The 17787-nt window shown below is 66.2% G+C and carries 12 protein-coding genes; 5 read left to right on the top strand and 7 right to left on the bottom strand.

Going from position 1 to position 17787, the window contains the following annotated elements:
- Nucleotides 1-88: 88 nt before the first annotated feature.
- Genes EK23_RS09030 through EK23_RS09020 form a run of 3 tightly spaced genes read left to right on the top strand, consistent with a single transcriptional unit; the run spans nt 89 to nt 4540 of the window.
- On the top strand, nt 89-1786 hold the full coding sequence (locus EK23_RS09030; RefSeq protein ID WP_045225029.1) for an ATP-binding cassette domain-containing protein: 1698 nt from the start codon (nt 89-91) through the stop codon (nt 1784-1786).
- Nucleotides 1779-3128 (top strand): HlyD family secretion protein, encoded by a 1350-nt coding sequence (locus EK23_RS09025; RefSeq protein WP_045225028.1) that lies wholly within the window; start codon nt 1779-1781, stop codon nt 3126-3128. Before EK23_RS09030 ends, EK23_RS09025 begins: the two co-directional genes overlap by 8 nt.
- On the top strand, nt 3125-4540 hold the full coding sequence (locus tag EK23_RS09020; protein WP_052808060.1) for a TolC family protein: 1416 nt from the start codon (nt 3125-3127) through the stop codon (nt 4538-4540). The genes EK23_RS09025 and EK23_RS09020 overlap by 4 nt, the downstream gene beginning before the upstream one ends.
- 160 nt (nt 4541-4700) lie before the next feature.
- Here EK23_RS09020 and EK23_RS09015 read toward each other — a convergent pair whose 3' ends face one another.
- From EK23_RS09015 to mutS, 5 genes are all read right to left on the bottom strand, one after another.
- Nucleotides 4701-5102, bottom strand: a complete 402-nt coding sequence (locus EK23_RS09015) for a diacylglycerol kinase (RefSeq protein ID WP_045225027.1) — start codon at nt 5100-5102, stop codon at nt 4701-4703.
- A gap of 4 nt (nt 5103-5106) precedes the next feature.
- Nucleotides 5107-5760: a phosphatase PAP2 family protein gene (locus tag EK23_RS09010; RefSeq protein WP_045225026.1), complete on the bottom strand. Its 654-nt coding sequence runs from the start codon at nt 5758-5760 to the stop codon at nt 5107-5109.
- Nucleotides 5757-8531 carry a cation-transporting P-type ATPase gene (locus EK23_RS09005; RefSeq protein ID WP_097990931.1) on the bottom strand — a complete coding sequence of 925 codons (2775 nt, stop codon included), beginning with the start codon at nt 8529-8531 and terminating at the stop codon, nt 5757-5759. Before EK23_RS09005 ends, EK23_RS09010 begins: the two co-directional genes overlap by 4 nt.
- A gap of 83 nt (nt 8532-8614) precedes the next feature.
- Nucleotides 8615-9748: a calcium-binding protein gene (locus tag EK23_RS24450; protein ID WP_145998609.1), complete on the bottom strand. Its 1134-nt coding sequence runs from the start codon at nt 9746-9748 to the stop codon at nt 8615-8617.
- A gap of 117 nt (nt 9749-9865) precedes the next feature.
- The gene (mutS, locus tag EK23_RS08995) at nt 9866-12430 is read right to left on the bottom strand and encodes a DNA mismatch repair protein MutS (protein ID WP_045225025.1); all 2565 of its coding nucleotides are present in this window, start codon (nt 12428-12430) and stop codon (nt 9866-9868) included.
- Nucleotides 12431-12566: 136 nt separating this feature from the next.
- Here mutS and EK23_RS08990 point away from each other — a divergent pair, with 136 nt between their 5' ends.
- Nucleotides 12567-13052 (top strand): CinA family protein, encoded by a 486-nt coding sequence (locus tag EK23_RS08990; RefSeq protein WP_045225024.1) that lies wholly within the window; start codon nt 12567-12569, stop codon nt 13050-13052.
- Between the two features lie 4 nt (nt 13053-13056).
- Complete coding sequence (gene thpR, locus EK23_RS08985; protein ID WP_045225023.1) at nt 13057-13578, top strand: RNA 2',3'-cyclic phosphodiesterase; 522 nt, start codon at nt 13057-13059, stop codon at nt 13576-13578.
- Between the two features lie 33 nt (nt 13579-13611).
- Here thpR and EK23_RS21640 read toward each other — a convergent pair whose 3' ends face one another.
- Together EK23_RS21640 and EK23_RS08975 are read right to left on the bottom strand one after the other, a co-directional pair.
- Nucleotides 13612-16989, bottom strand: coding sequence for an EAL domain-containing protein (locus EK23_RS21640; RefSeq protein ID WP_052808058.1), 3378 nt, complete (start codon nt 16987-16989; stop codon nt 13612-13614).
- A 214-nt stretch (nt 16990-17203) separates the two neighbouring features.
- Nucleotides 17204-17746, bottom strand: coding sequence for a MarR family winged helix-turn-helix transcriptional regulator (locus EK23_RS08975; RefSeq protein WP_045225022.1), 543 nt, complete (start codon nt 17744-17746; stop codon nt 17204-17206).
- Nucleotides 17747-17787 lie beyond the last annotated feature (41 nt).

The raw sequence follows: 17787 nt of genomic DNA, 5'->3' as shown, positions 1-17787 counted from the left end.
GAAGTCGAACAAACTCGAAAATTTTGCACCGAAGAGCGAAAGGCGCGCAGTACGCCCATGCCGCCATCCCAGACACGACGATAGACGCATGACGCCGCACACGGACCATCCCGCGCTGCACCCGCTGACGCGCCTGAAACAGTTCTACACGATCGAGCGCCAGGACATCTGGATCATCGTCGGCTACGGCATCGGCATCGGCATCATGTCCCTGGCCACACCCATCGCGGTGCAGGCCCTGGTCAGCACCATCACCTTTGGCGCCCTCTACCAGCCTCTGCTGGTGCTCTCCCTGATCCTGCTGGCCTCGGTGTCATTCAGCAACCTGCTGGTAGGCATCCAGTTCTATGTGGTGGAGATGCTGCAGCGGCGCGTGTTCGTGCGCTTCTTCGGCGCCGCCGCCGATCGCGTGCACCGGGCCAGCGCCGAGACCCACGACCGCGAACACGTGACCGAACTGGCCAACCGCTTCTTCGACGTCATGACCCTGCAGAAAGCCGGCTCCGTGCTCCTGCTGGAAGGCGGCGGCTATCTGCTGCAGACCGGCATGGGCATGATCCTGCTGGCCTTCTACCATCCCATTCTGCTGGCTTTCGACGTGCTCCTGGCGGCATGTCTCGCGGTGATCCTGTTCGGCCTGGGCCGTGGCGGCATCGCCAGCGCCATCCGCCAGTCCAAGGCCAAATACGCCGCTGCCGGCTGGCTGGAGGATATCGCGCACAATCCCAATTTGTTCCGCTCGGGCGGCGGACCGGAATTCGTCGCCCGCCACAGCGACCAGATCGCCCGCGATTACCTGGATGCATCCGCGGCCCATTTCCGCATCCTCATGGGCCAGAGCATTGGCGCCCTGAGCCTGCACGCGGTGGCCAGCACCGCTCTTCTGGGCCTGGGCGGCTGGATGGTAATTGACCGGCAACTGACCCTCGGCCAATTGGTGGCGGCCGAACTGGTGGTCAGCGCCATGATTTATGGCCTCACCCGCCTGGGCAAGACCCTGGAGAACTTCTACGAAATGATGGCGGGTATCGACAAGCTGGGCCATCTGCTGGACCTGCCCGCAGAACAGGGTGGAAGCCAGCCGCTTACGCCCACGTCCGCCCCCGCCACGGTGACCTTGCACGCGGTCAGCTTCCACTATCCGGGCGGGCCGCCCCTGCTCGACCGTATCGAACTGGAGCTGAAACCGGCGGATCACGCGGCGCTCACGGGCCCCGGCGGAGCCGGCAAAGGCACCCTGCTGGATCTGATGTTCGGCCTGCGCTGGCCTTCGGCCGGCAGCGTGCTGCTGGACGGCCATGACCTGCGCAGCCTGGATCTGGACAGTCTGCGCAGGCAGGTGGCCCTGGTGCACCGCCCGGAAATCCTGGCTGGCAGCGTCATGGAAAACCTGAGCCTGGGCCGCCCCGATGTGAATGCGGACGAGGCCTTCGCGGCCCTGGAAGCCGTCGGCCTCCTGGACGAAGTACTGGCCTTGCCCCAAGGCCTTCAGACCGAACTGAATCACCACGGCATGCCGCTGCTGCCGGAACAGTTGCTGCGCCTGTCCCTGGCCCGGGCCCTGGCGGGACGTCCCAGATTGCTGCTGCTGGACGAGGTGTTCGAGCGGATCGCGGCGCACCGGGTCGAAGCCATTGCCGCCCGCATTCTGGCCCCGGACGCACCCTGGACGGCGGTTGTCAGCACGCAGCACCCGGCGGCGCTGGACCGCTGCAAGCGCGTTTTTCGCCTGGAACAAGGCCAGCTGGTTGAACCTCACATGAATCGGGGGGCGCCGCATGGCTGATCGGCAGTCCCTGTTCCCGCGCGAGCCGCTGGCGGCGCTGGCCCAGGCCGAGACCCACCCGGCGGCGCGTCTCCTGGCTCGCTGGCTGGCAGTGATCCTGCTGGTCCTGGTGGTCCTTCTGGCCTTCACCCCCTGGCAGCAGAACATCACCGGTATCGGGCGCGTGGTGGCCTACGCGCCGGTCGAGCGCCAACAGACCGTGGGTGTGCCGGTGGAGGGGCGGCTGCTGCGCTGGCTGGTGCGGGAAGGCAGCCAGGTGCAGGCCGGCGATGTGCTGGCGGAATTGAGCGACAACGATCCGATGCTGCTGCAGCGCCTGGAGGCGGAGCGCGAGACCGTGCTGGCGCGCCAGACGGCGACCCGGGCTCGCCTGGAAACGGCGCGGGAGCAGTTGCGCATGGCCGAGGCGGCCCGGCCCCAGGCCCTTCAGGCCGCGCAATCGCGGGTGCGAATGGCCGACGAGCGGCGGCTCGCCGCGCGCCACGCCCTCACCGCCGCGCAGGCGGCGGCGCAGACCTCGCGCTACAACCTGGACCGGCAGGAGCGCCTGCAGGGCAAAGGCCTGTCCTCCCGCCGCACCCTGGAACTGGCCCAACTGGAAATGACCCAGCGCCGTACCGAGACCGAGCGCAGCGGTGCGGCGCTACGCGCCGCCGAGAGCGAACTGGCGGCCATCCAGGCCGATTTGCGCAAGCTGGAAGCGGACACCACGGCCTCCGTGGAAAAGAGCCGGGCCGAGTTCAACAAGGCGCAGGAGGACCTCAATTACGTGCAGGCGGATCTGCTCAAGCTGGACACCCGCCTGGCCCGCCAGCGCACCCAGACCATCACGGCGCCCCGCAAGGGCGTGGTGCTGCGCCTGCTCGCCAATCCCGGGGCGGAAATGCTGAAGGCTGGTCAGCCTCTCGCCATCCTCATCCCCGACACGGTGGAGCGCGCCGTGGAATTGTGGGTGGATGGCAACGATGTCCCCCTTATCACCCTGGGGCGGCCCGTGCGTCTGCAGTTCGAAGGTTATCCCGCGGTGCAGTTCGGCGGCTGGCCGGAAGTGGCCATCGGAAGCTTCGGCGGGCGCGTGGCCCTGATCGACGCCACGGACGATGGCAAAGGCCACTTCCGCCTCCTGGTGACTCCCGACCCCGACGACCACCCCTGGCCCAGCGCCCGCTTCCTGAGGCAGGGCGTGCGCACCAACGGCTGGGTGCTGCTGGCGCGGGTCACCCTGGGCTACGAGTTGTGGCGTATCTTCAACGGCTTCCCGCCCATCGTGTTGCCCGAGTACCCGATTCCCTACAAGGCCGACGGGGACGACAAGAAATCCTCGGAGGACAAGGAGAAATGAGGCGGCACGCGGTTCGCCTTTTGGCGGTGGTGATTTTCGGCCTCACGGCGCGGCCAGGCGCCGCCGCGCCGCCCCTGGAACTGGGCGAGGTGGTGGATGCGGCCGTGCGCGCCTTTCCGGGACTTCTGGCGGCGCAGACCCGGCAGGACGTGGCCGATGGCGAGAAACTGGCTGCCGAAGGCGGCTTCGACACCAACCTCAAGACCCAGACCCGCTGGTCCCTGGCGGGGCTTTACCACAACAACAACTACGACGTATCCCTGGAACAGCCCACGGGGCTATGGGGCACCACCTTCTTCGGCGGCTGGCGGCGCGGCACGGGGGACTATCCGGTGTACGAGGGCAAGAGCCTCACCGCCAGCGACGGCGAGGCGCGCATGGGCGTGAACATTCCGCTCTGGCGCAACGGCCCCATCGACCGCCGCCGCGCCGCCCTCGCCCAGGCCGAACTGGGCCAGGGCATCGCCGCACACGACGTGGACCAGGCCATGATCGACCTGCGCCGCATCGCCGCCTACCGCTACTGGGACTGGGTACTGGCTGGCCAGCGCGCCCGCATCGCCCGTGACCTGCTGGAAGTGGCCGAATCCCGCGACGCCGGCCTGCGCGAGCGGGTGGCGGCTGGCGATCTGCCCGAATTCGAGGTGCTGGACAACCAGCGCGCCATCCTGGAGCGCCGCGAACGGGTGGTCGCTGCCCAACGCCTGCTGGAACAGGCCTCCATCCAGCTCTCCCTCTATTACCGGGACGCCGCCGGCCAGCCGGTGCTGCCCGAAGCGGAACGGCTCCCCGCCAACCTGCCGCCCGCGCCGCCGCCGAAGCCGGCGCGTTTCGAACAGGCCCTGACCTTTGCCCACGCGGGCCGCCCGGAGCTCAAGCGTCTCGACCTGCAGCGGCGGCAGAACGAGACGGAGCTGGAACTGCAGCGCAACCAGCAGGCGCCGGGCGTGGACCTGACGCTGCAAGGCGCGCAGGACTTCGGCACCAGCAAACAGAAGCCCAACCGGGAGGAGTTCTACGCCGGAGTGACCCTGGACATTCCCCTGCAACGCCGTGTGGCCACGGGCCGCACCCGGGTGGCCGAGGCCAACCTCCGGCGCATTGCCCAGGAAACCAAACTGGCCGAGGACCGCATCGCCAACGAGGTGCGCGACGCCCTCTCCGCCCTGGCCGCCGCGCATAAGCGCACCGAACTCGCCCGCCAGCAGCGGGAGGCGGCGCACAAGCTGGAAGACGGCGAACGGGAGCGCTTTGAACTGGGCGACAGCACCCTGCTGGTGGTGAACCTGCGCGAGATCGCCCACGGCGATGCCGCCCTGCTCCTGGCCGATGCCCTGGCATCGGCGCAAAGAGCCCAGGCGGATTTTCTTGCCGCCATCGGCAGCGACCATATGCCCGCCGCCGCCCGCTGAGCCACCCGACACGACCTCATGCGGTGTGCGGGCCGGGTGACCTGAACAACCCCACCACATCGAACCTGCCGGAGGGCTACTCAACCAGGCTGTGCCCCGCCACCATGGACCGGAACCGCCGGATTCCGCCGTGGGCGTGTGCTGACCACGGGGTCGTTTTTCACACCGGCAGCACCTGATCGGACAGGGTCCACAGATGGCCGAGTTCCGAGGCAAGCACCACGACCCAGATAAGGATGCTGATGCCCGTCGCCGCGGCGGAAATATCCTTGATCACGCGGATCTTCTCGTTCTGCCGCGTTTCCACGAAATCGCACAGGGCCTCGATGGTGGTGTTGAACATCTCGGCGATCAGCATCAATCCCGTGGCGGCAAACACGGACACAAGGTCCAACCACTGTCGGAAATGAAAGCTTATCCCCAGGACGACAGCGGAAAGCACCAGCTTGTAAGCGACGCTGAAGTCATATATGACCGCATAGCGCAGTCCCGACAGACAGACGTGGAGCTTGCGCAGGGGGTGATAGCCGCCCTGCCCGGTTCCGAGAAACTTGTTACGCATACCATCACCCCAGCGGAACGTTAAGGTGTTTCAACAGATAGCCCAGCCCAAGGACCCAGCTCAGCGCGAGCAAGGCTCCGGCCACCACGTCGGAGGGGTAATGCACCTGCAGATAAACCCTGGAAAACCCGACGCAGGCGGCCCAGGCGAACAGCCCGGCACCCAGCCAGACGGCGTCGCCGGCAGTCTGGGGCCGCAGGGCCAGAAAGAGCGAAAGGGCAAACGCCATCGCCTGGGCGGTGTGGGCACTGGGATAGGAGGCATCCAGGGGCACGCTACCCACCGGTGCGTAGAGGTCGGGCCGCAGGCGCGCAAACCAGGGCTTGCTGGCATGGGCCGCCAGGCTGGCACCCAAAAGGCCCAAGGCGAGCAACCAGGCCTGTCCGCTACGGCCGCTCCAGGCCAGGGCAGCCACTCCCAAGCCGGTGACCGGAATAAGCACGGATAGGGATCCGGTCCAGGTCAGCGCCCCGAACCAGGCGTCCAGACGGGCGCCCCGCAGGGCCTGGGCTGCCGCCAGGCCCCAACGGTCCGGAACAAAGGGCTGCGCGGTTAGCGACTCCAGCAGGATCAAGCCCAGTGCGCCGCCGGCCCACAGGAGCCAAGCCGGCCATAGCGAAAGCCAGTGACTCCAGGCGGCCCTGTCTAGGGCGTTCACGGCACCCGCTCCGAAACGTGCTGGCGCTGCACCTTGGTTCGCCCCGGCCGCGTGAGCGTGCCGCCGCGGCGTGAGCGCCAGCTGGCAGAAACGAATTTCTCCAGCCCTACCAGGGTGAACACCACCAGTCCGCCAAGCAGGTTCAGCAGCCACTCATCCACCCCGAGGGCCGCGCTGTGGAACAGCCAGTTCATCACCGGCAGGTAGACGAAGGCCGCCTGGGAAGCCAGCATGACGGCCAGCCCGACCCACAGCCAGGGGTTGGAGAACACGCCCAGAGAGAACATGGAGCGCGTGAGGGACCGGCAGTTGAACAGATACAGGGACTGCCCGACGATAAACATGTTTACGGCGGCCGTGCGCGCTTTTTCCACCGTCTCGCCATGGGACAACTCCCATTCGAACAGGCCAAAGGCGCCCGCCGTTAGGAGCAGGCCCACGAACACGGTGCGGAACATCAAGTGGCCGGTGAGGATGGGCTGGTCGGGGTGACGCGGCTGGCGCAGCATCACCTGCGGCTCCCGCGCCTCGAAGGCCAGGGTCAACCCCAGGAACACCGCTGTGGTCATGTTGATCCACAGTACCTGCACCGGCAGGATGGGCAGTTCGACCGCCGCGAGCACCGCCGTGAGGATGACCAGACCTTGGCCGATGTTGGTGGGCAAGGTCCAGGTGATGAACTTCACCAGGTTGTCGTACACGCCACGGCCCTCTTCCACGGCGGCGCCGATGGAGGCGAAATTGTCGTCGGTGAGCACCATGGCGGCGGCCTCCTTGGACACCTCGGTGCCGGTGATGCCCATGGCGATGCCGATATTGGCCTGGCGCAGAGCCGGAGCGTCGTTGACGCCGTCACCGGTCATCGCGACCACATGCCCGCGTGCCTGCAGTGCTCTCACCAGGCGCAGCTTCTGTTCCGGCGCCACGCGCGCGAACACCGTCACACGGTCGGCCACCTGCGGCAGGTCCGCATCAGGTACGGCCGCCAGCGCCCGACCGTCCAGGGCTTCCAGATCCTCCCCGCCCAGTCCGATCTGGCGGGCGATGGCCACGGCGGTGGCCAGATGATCGCCGGTGATCATCTTCACCCCGATGCCGGCGCGTCGGCAGGCGGCCACGGCGCGTACCGCCTCGGGGCGCGGCGGATCTATCATGCCTTGCAGGCCGATGAAGCTCAGGCCTTGCGCAACCTGCCCATGCTCCAGGCGGCCAAGGTCCTTGGCCGCCTCCACCCGGGCAAAGGCCAGCACCCGCATGCCCTCCGAGGCCATCCGCTCGACCTGCTGGTTGATGGCATGCGCATCCAGGGCGACAGGCTGCAGAGCCGCGTCCAGGGCAGCGTTGCAGCGTCCCAGGATGCTCTCCACCGAGCCTTTGAGGTAGATGTGGCTGGCGTCCGCCGCCTGCAGCCGATGCAGGGTGGCCATGAATTGATGGGCCGACTCGAAGGGAATGGCATCCACGCGCGGATGCTCGGCATGGACCTCCTCGGGCGTCAGCCCTGCCTTGCGCGCGGAGACCAGCAGGGCGCCCTCGGTGGGATCGCCCTCGATGCGCCAGCCGTCCTGGTCATGCACCAGGCGCGCGTCGTTGCACAGCAGGCCCGCTTTGAGGCACTCCATCAGAGCGTGGCGCTGTCCCGCCACCGCCGCCTTTCCATCGAGGCTGAAGCCGCCCTCGGGTTCATAGCCCGCGCCGCTGACCCGGTAACATTCGCCCGCCGCGTAGACGGCCTGCACCGTCATCGCGTTCTGGGTCAAGGTGCCGGTCTTGTCGGAACAGATCACCGTGGTGCTGCCCAGGGTCTCCACCGCTGGAAGCTTGCGGATGATGGCGTTGCGCCGGGCCATGCGAGCAACGCCGATGGCCAGGGTGATGGTGACAGCCACCGGCAGGCCCTCGGGAATGGCGGCCACCGCCAGGGCGACGGAGGCGATGAAGGTCTCCACCGCATCCTCCCCGCGCAGCCAGCCAGCCAGGAAGGTCAGCCCCGCGAGAAGCAGGATGAACCACATGAGCAGCCGGCTGAACTGTCCAATCTTGACCGTGAGCGGGGTTTCCAACTCGCTGGCCTCGGCGATCAGCCGGTTGATCCGGCCGATTTCCGTGGCATCGCCGGTCTCCACCACCAGGCCAAGGCCAGTGCCATAGGTCACCAGGGTGGAGGAGTAGGCCATATTGGCCCGGTCCGCCAGCAGGGTGGACGCCTCCAGCGGCGCGCTGCGCTTTTCCACCGGCACCGACTCGCCGGTGAGCGGGGACTCGTCGACCTGCAGGTCGCGCACGCGCAGCAGGCGGAGATCCGCGGGCACCTTGTCGCCGGACTGCAGAAATACGATATCGCCGGGAACCAGTTCCTCGGCGGGAATCACCTGTCGCGCCCCGCCGCGCAGCACCGCCGAACTGATGCTCAGCCCCCGGGCGAGGGCGTCGATGGCCCGCAGGGCATTCAGTTCCTGCACGAAGCCGATGATGGCGTTGAGCAACACCACGCCGAAGATGACGCTGGCATCGACCCAGCCCTTCAGCGTTCCGGTCACCGCCGCGGAAATCAGCAGGATGTAGATCAGGGGATCATGGAACTGCGAAAGAAACAGCCGCACCGGACCCTTGCCGGGCCTGGGGGTCAGCCGGTTGCGGCCGTGGATTTCCAACCGCCGGGAAACCTCGTCGCTGTTGAATCCCGTGGTCTCATCTGCAGCCAGCGCCGCCAGGCACGCCTCGGCACTGAGGGCGTGCCACGCCTGCGGCGGGGATGCTTTGTTTGCCATGCTCATCGCTCCGGTTCAGTTGAAGGTGCCTGAACATTCGGCGCGATCAGGGCCCTGAAAGTTCCCGGAGAGCGTGGAGACGGCTAGAACAGCGCGAAATCCGTGACGGAGAGCAGCGGCAGGTTGCTCAACACCGCAAACCTGACCGGGGGCGCAGCCTTATTCGAACCGTCGGCGTCGTAGTACAAGTTGCCTCCGGTGGTGTCGTAGATCAGGCGCGTCTGCGGAGTGGTGGCCTGTTTCTGACCGGGCCCCGACTCGAACTGGGCAGCGTCGGTGATGGTGCCGAGGTTCTTTCCCATGTATTTGTGGGGGATGGAAAAGATGCTGGTCTTGAGGAAGATCTGGTCACTGCCGGGGGTGAAGTCGGTGATGGTGTCCACATTGGTCGTAGCGTCCAGGGCGCTGCCGAAGCGGAAGGCATCCACCCCGCCTCCACCGGTCAGGGTGTCCTTGCCGGTGCCGCCATTGAGGGTGTCGTTGCCGTCACCCGCCGTCAGATCGTCGTTGCCGTCGCCCCCGTCGAGCTTGTTGTTGCCTTCCAGGTCCACCAGGGTGTCCTTGCCCTGCCCACCCTTGAGTTTGTCATCGCCGGCACCGCCGTTCAGGCTGTTGGCCGCGGTGTTTCCCCGGATGACATTGGGGTTCAGGTTGCCGACGCCGTTCAGCGTGCCGCTGCCGGTGAGGGTCAGGTTGCCGAACTTGTCCGGCAAGGTGCAGGTCTTGTCGACGCAGGCCTTCTTGTGGCTGACCTGGCCGGTGCAACTGGTGTCGCCGCATTTTACGGTGAACAGGGTCGGCTGATTCTTGATGGCCCAACGGTTGACGCCGGCCGCCACGCCGCTTGCGTAAGGGGTGAGCAGGATGTTGTAGCTCGCGAAATTGTTGGCAGTGTTGACCAGGTAGTTCAGGTCCTGATACGAATTCGGCTTCTCGAAGTAAATCTCGGCATGGTGCTTGTCCAGAATCTGCCACTGAAAGCCGATGGGGAGGGTGGCATAGTCGCTGGTCTTTTCAGTGCTGTGGGCCTTGTCCTGGACCACCCCGGTGGGGATCAGCTTGGCCCAGGCGTGACCGCAGAACAGCAGGAAGAAGGCGGAGATCGCCAGCAAGGCGGCGCGATTCCATTTCCGCCGGGGACTGGCCGGATCGTATGGCCCTGCCTCGGTCGGAAAGAGTGGATGAGGATAGCCGGCTGTCAGTAATGGAGGGTTCATCCCATGCGGTTCCACGGTATCGAGTAACTATTGAATGTATCCAAGGCTTCTGAGGCGATAAAAGACCCGCCCGAGCCGATGTATACGCGACAGTTTACCACCGCGCCGCCACGGCATTCAGCCGCTCAGGCGCTTCAATTCGTAGATCAGGTCCAGGGCCTCCCGCGGGCTGAGTTCATCCGGCCGCACACCCTCCAGCAGCGCCAGGGCCGGGCTGGGCTCCAGCGGCGCGAACAGGTCGAGCTGGCGGGCGCCGCTCTCGCGCCGTTGCTCCTGGTAGGCCTTGTTCTCCAGGCCCATCAGTTTCTGCCTCGCCCGCCCCACCACCTCGCGGGGCACGCCCGCCAGGGCCGCCACCTGCAGGCCGTAGCTCTGGTTGGCGGGCCCCTCCTTGAGAGCGTGGAGAAAAACGATGTGCTCGCCGTGCTCCACCGCGTCCAGATGCACGTTGCGGATGCCCTCGTGTTCATCGGCCAGGCCGGTCAGCTCGAAATAGTGGGTGGCGAAAAGGGTAAAGGCCTTAACCTCCCGCGCCAGATGCTCGGCGCAGGCCCAAGCCAGGGACAGGCCGTCGAAGGTACTGGTGCCCCGCCCCACTTCGTCCATCAGCACCAGGCTGTTGGGGGTGGCGTTGTGGAGGATATTGGCGGTCTCGGTCATTTCCACCATGAAGGTGGAGCGCCCGCTGGCGAGGTCGTCGGATGCGCCGATGCGGGTGAAGATGCGGTCGATGGGGCCGATCTCGGCGCTGTCCGCCGGCACATAGGAGCCGATATGGGCCAGCAGCACGATCAGCGCCGCCTGCCGCATGTAGGTGGACTTGCCGCCCATGTTGGGGCCGGTGATGATGAGCATGCGCGTGTCGCCATCGAACTGCAGGTCGTTGGGCACGAAGGGCAGGTCCGAAACCTGTTCCACCACCGGGTGGCGGCCTCCAGCTATGCGGATGCCTGGCGACTCGCTCAACGCGGGCGGATTCAGGTTGAGCGCATCGGCGCGTTCGGCCAGGGTCGCCAGCACGTCCGCCTCGGCCAGCCCCGCGGCGCAGGCCTGAAGGCCCTCCAACTGCCCGGCGAGCCGTTCCAGCAGCCCCTCGTACAGCGCCTTTTCGCAACTCAGGGCCCGCTCGCGGGCACTCAGCACCTTGTCCTCGAAGGCTTTCAATTCCGCCGTGATGTAGCGCTCAACCCCCTTGAGGGTCTGCTTGCGGGTATAGTCCACCGGCACGTTATCCGCCTGGGTGCGCGAGAGTTCGATATAGAAGCCGTGGACCCGGTTGTAGCCAAACTTGAGGTTGCTTATGCCGGTGCGTTCGCGCTCGCGCTGCTCCATGTCCACCAGGAAGCGGTCGGCGTTCTGGCTCAGGGCGCGCAGCTCGTCCAGTTCGCCGTCATAGCCATCGCGGATGACGCCGCCATCGCGGATCAGCATGGGCGGATTGTCCACCAGAGCACGCCGGAGCAGGTCCAGCGTTTCGGGGTGCTCGCCAATTTCCCCATGCAGCCTTTCCAGCAGCGGACTGTCGCAGGCAGCCAGCCGCGCCCGCAACTCGGGCAACACCGCCAGGGAAAGGCGCAGGGTCGCCAGATCCCGTGGACGCGCCGAGCGCAGGGCAATGCGGGCGGCGATGCGCTCCACGTCGCCGATCTGCTGGAGGTGGCCGCGCAGGTCTTGGTCGCGGCGGTTCTCCAGCAAGCTGCCGATCGCCTGATAGCGTTCACGCAAGCGCGCCGGCTCGCGCAAGGGGCTGTGCAGCCAGCGCCGCAACAGGCGGCTGCCCATGGGCGTGGCGGTGCGGTCGAGGATGCCGAACAAGGTGAACTGGCTGTTGCCGGAGGGATGGTAGTCGAGTTCCAGGTTACGACGGCTGGCGGCGTCGAGGATGATGGTCTCCTCTCCGGTCTCGCTCCGAAGGCCCCGCAGATGAGGCAGCGCGGTCTTCTGCGTCTCCTTGACATACTGCAGCAGACAACCGGCCGCGGCCACGGCGGCCGGCGCATCCTCGCAGCCGAAGCCCTCCAGGTCGCGGGTATTGAACTGGCGCAGCAGCAATTGCCTGGCGCTCACCGGATCGAAATGCCAGGCGGGTCGGCGGGTGACGCCCTTGCGCCCGGCGATGCCCTCCGGCCCCGGCCAGTCCTCCATCAGCAGCAGCTCGACGGGATTGAGCCTTTCCAGCTCGCCCAGCAAGCGCTCCAGGCTGGACAACTCCTGCACGGCGAAGCGTCCGCTGGCCAGGTCCAGGTAGGCCAGGCCGTAACGCTGATCCAGCGGGGCGAGGGCGGCCAGCAGGTTTTCGCGCCGTTCCTCCAACAGGGCCTCGTCGGTGACCGTGCCTGGGGTAACGATGCGCACCACCTTGCGTTCCACCGGTCCCTTGGAGGTGGCCGGATCGCCGATCTGCTCGCAGATGGCCACGGACTCGCCCATGCGCACCAGCCGCGCCAGATAATTGTCCGCCGCATGATAGGGAATGCCGGCCATGGGAATACGGGCGCCCGCGGACTCGCCGCGGCTGGTGAGGGTCAGGTCCAGTAGCTGGGCCGCGCGTCGCGCATCCTCGAAGAACAGCTCGTAGAAATCGCCCATGCGGTAGAACAGCAGCCGGTCCGGATGCTCGGCCTTCATGGCCAGGTACTGCCGCATCATGGGAGTGTGCTTGTCGAGGGCGTCGGTGCTCATGGGCGGGATCATTCAGGCAAGGGTGGCGTCCATCGTGCACAGGGACACGTGCCGGGGGCCGGTGGCGGCCCGGCCGCAAGCTCGGTTACACTGCCCGGCATCGCTTTCAGCGGAGGCAAGGTCCTTGGAAACGGAGATGGAATTATACCCGCTCGCGGAACGGGTTGGCGCCTTGCTGATGTCGCACGGCCATCGCTTGGCGGCGGCGGAGTCCTGCACCGGCGGTTGGGTGTGCCAGGCGCTGACCGCAGTGCCCGGCAGTTCCGGCTGGTTCGACCGGGGCTTCGTCACCTACAGCAACGCCGCCAAACGCGAGCTGCTGGACGTACCGGAATCCGTGCTGGACATCGAGGGCGCGGTGAGCGAGGCCACGGTGCTCAGCATGGCCCAGGGCGCGCTGCGCCGCAGCAGCGCCGACTGCACGCTTGCCATCAGCGGTATAGCCGGACCGGACGGCGGCACACCGCAGAAGCCGGTGGGCACCGTCTGTTTCGCCTGGGCCCTGCGCCAAGGGCGGGCCATGAGCGAAACCCGCCGCTTCGACGGCGATCGCCGCGCTGTGCGCCGGCAGTCCGTCATGTGGGCCTTGCGAGGCATCCTCTGGCTGTACGGGGAGGAATAGCGGCATGCGGCTGTTCTTTGCCCTCTGGCCCGACCCGCACTTGCGTCGCGAGGTCAGCAGCGTCATCGACCGCCTGAGATCCACCCAGCAGGCCCGCTGGATCGACGCAGCCAGACTCCACCTCACCCTCGCTTTTCTTGGCGAGCAGCCAGCGGCGCGTCTGCCGCAACTGGAAGAAGTGGGCGCGGACATGCGCACGCCCGGCGGCGCCCTGCTGCTGGACCGACTGGAACTGTGGCGGCGGCCAGGCGTGCTGTGCCTGGTGCCGCGGGAAGAACCGACGCAACTGGTTGACTTGAACGACCTCTTGTCGCAACGCCTGCGCCAGGCCGGTTTCGACCTGGAACGGCGCGCATTCCGCCCTCACCTGACCCTGGCCCGCAGGGCCAGCGCCTGCCCCGACTACGATCTGTCCCGGCATCCCACCCTGGAATGGAGTCCCAAAGCCCTGACCCTGTGCGAATCGCGCCAGGAGAACGGCGAGTCACGCTACCAGATCCTGCGCTCCTGGCCCTTGCCGGATTAGCCCGGCGCCGCCCATGAAGTCCCGGCACGCCGTTCACTCGAAGGACCGGGAGAAAGCATCGAACTGTTCGATGGAGCAAGGCCTGCTGTACATGTAGCCCTGAAAGGCATGGCAGCCCAGTTCCACCAGGGCGTCCCGCTGCGCCTGGGTTTCGACCCCCTCGGCGATCACGGTCAGCCCCAGGCTGTTGCCCAGTTCCACGATGGTTCGCGCAATGGCGGCGCTGTGCGCGCTATTGAGCATGTCGAACACGAAGGAACGGTCGATCTTTAGTTGGTCGAAGGGCATCCGCTTCAGATAGGCCAGGCAGGAATAGCCGGTGCCGAAATCGTCCAGGGCCAATCCCACGCCACGCTCCTTGAGCGCGCGCATCTTGACGATGCACTCGTCGATATTTTCCAGCAGCATGCTCTCGGTCAATTCCAGCTTGAGCCGCTGCGGATTCGCTCCCGTGCGCTGCAGGGCATCCAGTACCTTGTCGAGGAAATCCTGCTGGCGGAACTGCAACGAGCTGATGTTGACGGCCAGGCTCAGGTGCGCGGTGCGCGCGTCCGCCTCCCAGCTCACCAACTGGCGGCAGGCGGCCTCAAGCACATGCTGCCCCAGAGGCAGGATCAGTCCGGTTTCCTCCGCCAGGGCGATGAACTGGGCCGGGGAGACGATGCCGCGCTCCGGGTGCTGCCAGCGTAGCAGCGCCTCGGCACCGATGAGGCGTTCGTCGCGGTCGACCTGCCCCTGGTAATGGATGACGAATTGGTGCCCCCAAACGGCATCGTGCAGGTCAGACTCCAGCCGGGCGCGGACCTCCACTTCGGCCTGCATATCGGGATCGAAGAAGCACAGATTGTTGCGGGTCCCCTTGGCCTTGTACATGGCCAGGTCCGCTTGCTTGAGCAACTCGTCCACGCCGCTCTGGGGCTCGCCGAACAGAGTGATGCCGATGCTGGGTGTGCTGTGGTAGTCACGCCCGGCAATCTGGTAAGGGCGGTTCAATGCACCCATGATGCGCTCGCCGATGCAGCGCGCGTCGCTGGCAGCGTCCGCGGCGCTCTCGCTCAACTTGTCGAGGATGATGAGGAACTCATCCCCCCCCAGGCGGCCGACTGTGTCGCTCTCGCGAACACAGGGCGGCAGCCGCTCGGCCACCTGCTGCAGCAACAGGTCACCCTGGTCGTGACCGAGGGTATCGTTCAGCGTCTTGAAGTTGTCCAGATCGATGAACAGCAGCGCGCCGTGCTGCCGGCAACGCTTGCCGCCGGCCAGCACGCGTTGCAAGCGTTCCATCAGCAGCCGCCGGTTGGGCAGGCGGGTGAGGGGGTCATAGAAAGCCAGATGCCGGATTTCCTCCTCGGCGGCCTTGTGCATGGTGATGTCGGTGTGCGAGGCCACAAAATGCGTCACCCGCCCCTTGTCGTCTTTGACCGCGGCGACGGTGAGCCACTCCGGATACACCTCGCCGCTCTTGCGGCGGTTCCAGATTTCGCCCTGCCACACGCCCTCGCCGAGGATCGCCCGCCACATCTGCTCATAAAAGGTGGCATCGTGGCGGCCCGACTTGAGCACCTTCGGGGTCTGGCCCACCGCTTCTTGCGCGCTGTAGCCCGTGACTTCGGTGAAGGCGCGGTTGACCTGCAGTATGCGCGCGTCGGCATCGGTGATGACGATGGCCTGCTGGGCCTCGAAGGCCGTAGCGGCGATCCGCAATTGCTGTTCCGCTTCCTTGCGGAAGGTGATGTCGCGAATGATCGCGTGCAGATAGGACTTGCCGTCCATTTCGAAACCCGACAGCGACACTTCCGCGTCGAACAGGCTGCCGTCACCCCGCCGGTGCTGCCACTCGAAATGCAGAGCATCCCCCAACAGTGCGGCCTCGATATTGGCGTAGGCGCTTTCGCTGGATGCGCTCCCGTCCGGTTGCAGAGCCGGGGAAAACCGGTCCGGCGATTGACCGACAAGATCCTCGCGTCCGCAGGCAAACATTTCCCAAGCGCGGTGGTTGCAATCGATGATGGTGGGGCCGTTCATCAGAAAGATGGCGTCCTCCGAGAGTTCGAACAAGGTCCGAAACTTGACCTCGCTTTGCTGAAGGGCTTCCAGCATGCGCTGCCGCTCGCCAATGTCGACAAAGGTGACGATGGCGCCGATGGCTGCGCGCCCTTTCATGATGGGACTGCTGCGGTATTCCACCTGCAGTTCGCCGCCATCCCGGCGACGGAACACGGCAGGGCAAACCGGGCTGGGCTGCAGGCTGCGCTGGACCTCCTGAATCTGGCAGAGACCCTCCGGGCAATGGTTCGAAGCAGCCCCTTCCTTGCACACCAGCGCGTGGACCGGCCTGCCGATCACCTCGCCGGCGTTGGCGTAACCCATGAGGTTCAGAAAACTGCGATTGACGAAGGTGCAGCGTCCCCTGGGATCCAGCCCGAAAGCCGCCTCGCCCATGGAGTCCAGCAGCAGCCGCAATTCCTCGCGCGAGACGCGCAGCCGCCGTTCGGAACTTCGCTGCAGACTGCCCAGCCCCAAGATGAGCGCGCTGACCAGCGCGCCCAGAATGCCGAAGTACCAGCAATGCCGGCGCCACTGCGCCAGGTAATCGGATGTGGCCGCTCCAGCCAACGTATACAAAGGCAGGGTGCCGGCCTGGCGGAAGCTGTACATCCGCTCCCGGCCGTCAACTACGCTGATGCCGAGATAAGTATTGTGGGTCAGCCCACGCGCCAGGAACGGCAAGGCATGATGTCCCGGCACCTCGATGCCCAGATCGCGCGTGCTCGCCGGGTTGCGGGCCAGAAGCCGCATCTCGCGGTCCCTCAGCAGCACCGCGCTGTGCGGTCCTAGGCTGAGTGCGGTGTAGAAACGTGCGAAAAAATCCAGGTCGACCCACGCCGCGGCCATACCGTCGAAGCGCCCAGGGCCCGTGCCGCGGCGGCTGAGCATGATTTCCCAACGGCCACTGGTGGGATTCAAGGTCGGAGCGGCAACCTGCAGATCCCCCGATCCTTCGGGCACCGGCGCAGCTAGACGGGGGCACTCTGGGACGCTCGCTGCGAGACACGCACCATGGAGGTCGTACACCGCAAGCTTGCTGACTTGCGTAAGACGGCGTTCGCCCAGCAACTCGCTCCAGGCCGCCGCGCCCTGCGCGTCTTCGCGCCAGCGCTCAGAATTCAGGCGTTCCAGCAGGCCGCGCAATTCAAGATCCACCGCTTCCATGCTGCTGCGGACATGCTCGGCCATCACCAGGGTCAGATTTTCCAGTTCCAGCAGGGTGTTGCGCTCTGCCGCCTGGCGCTCTCCCCACAGGCTGATCGCGATAGCGAGAACAACACCTGTGACGCCGACCAGTGTGAGCCCCAGGGTCACTCCCATAACCCGCCGCCGAGGGGAGGCAGCCAGACCTTCGTCATTCATGACATTCGTCTCGTCGCCGCGAGCATTTCAGGCCCGCCGCAACGACCGCCCGTGCCTGCATCTCAAGGCTGGACTGCGGGGGAACTCACCGGAACGCCGCAGCATTGGCGTGTGTTAGTACATGCCGCCCGGTGACATCATCCAGTCTATGCGAAGGCCCGGATTCAGCCAATGCCCGAGGCCTCAGGGCACCGCGGGTACATCTAGCCCTCGGCTAGGCCTCGCTTTCCTCGGGCTCGCGCAGCGCCAGTTCCAGAAGCGGCTCCAGGTGCGGCCGGACGGTCCTGCGCCGCTTCTGCTTTTCTTCGTGCGGGATGTCCATGAGGCCCGCCACCCGCTGCAAAGCCGCCAGGATCATGGATTGCTCCCAATCTTGCAGTTGCGAAAATCCCTTCACGAAATCCAGATGCAAGGGCGAAGGCGCGTCGCTATAGGCCTGGGCACCGGCCTCGGTCAGGTCGAGCCATACCTGGCGCTTGTCACCTTCCCGGCGGCTGCGTTGAATCAGTCCCTTGCGGTCGAGCCGGTCCAGCACGGTGGTTACGGTTCCCTGACTCAACTCCACAGCGCGGCTGAGACGGTTGGCAGTCATGGGTCCCTGCGCCGCCAGGGCACGCAAGACCGCCAGTTGCGAGCTGGTTATGCCGGATTTCTGCAGCTGCTTGGAATAGACATCCATGGCCCGGGCAATGCGGCGCAGTTGTATTAGTACTTCTTCGTGGGTCTCGACGGGGGACTTTTCGATGCGTGGGTTCATAAACCTCCTTTAGGGGCTGCCGCCCGCTCATTGCGGCTCTG

The organism is Methyloterricola oryzae (assembly GCF_000934725.1).
GTDB classification, from domain to species: Bacteria; Pseudomonadota; Gammaproteobacteria; order Methylococcales; family Methylococcaceae; genus Methyloterricola; species Methyloterricola oryzae.
The sequence above is the reverse complement of the archived record's forward strand: the minus strand, read 5'-3'. Positions and strand labels throughout refer to the sequence as shown.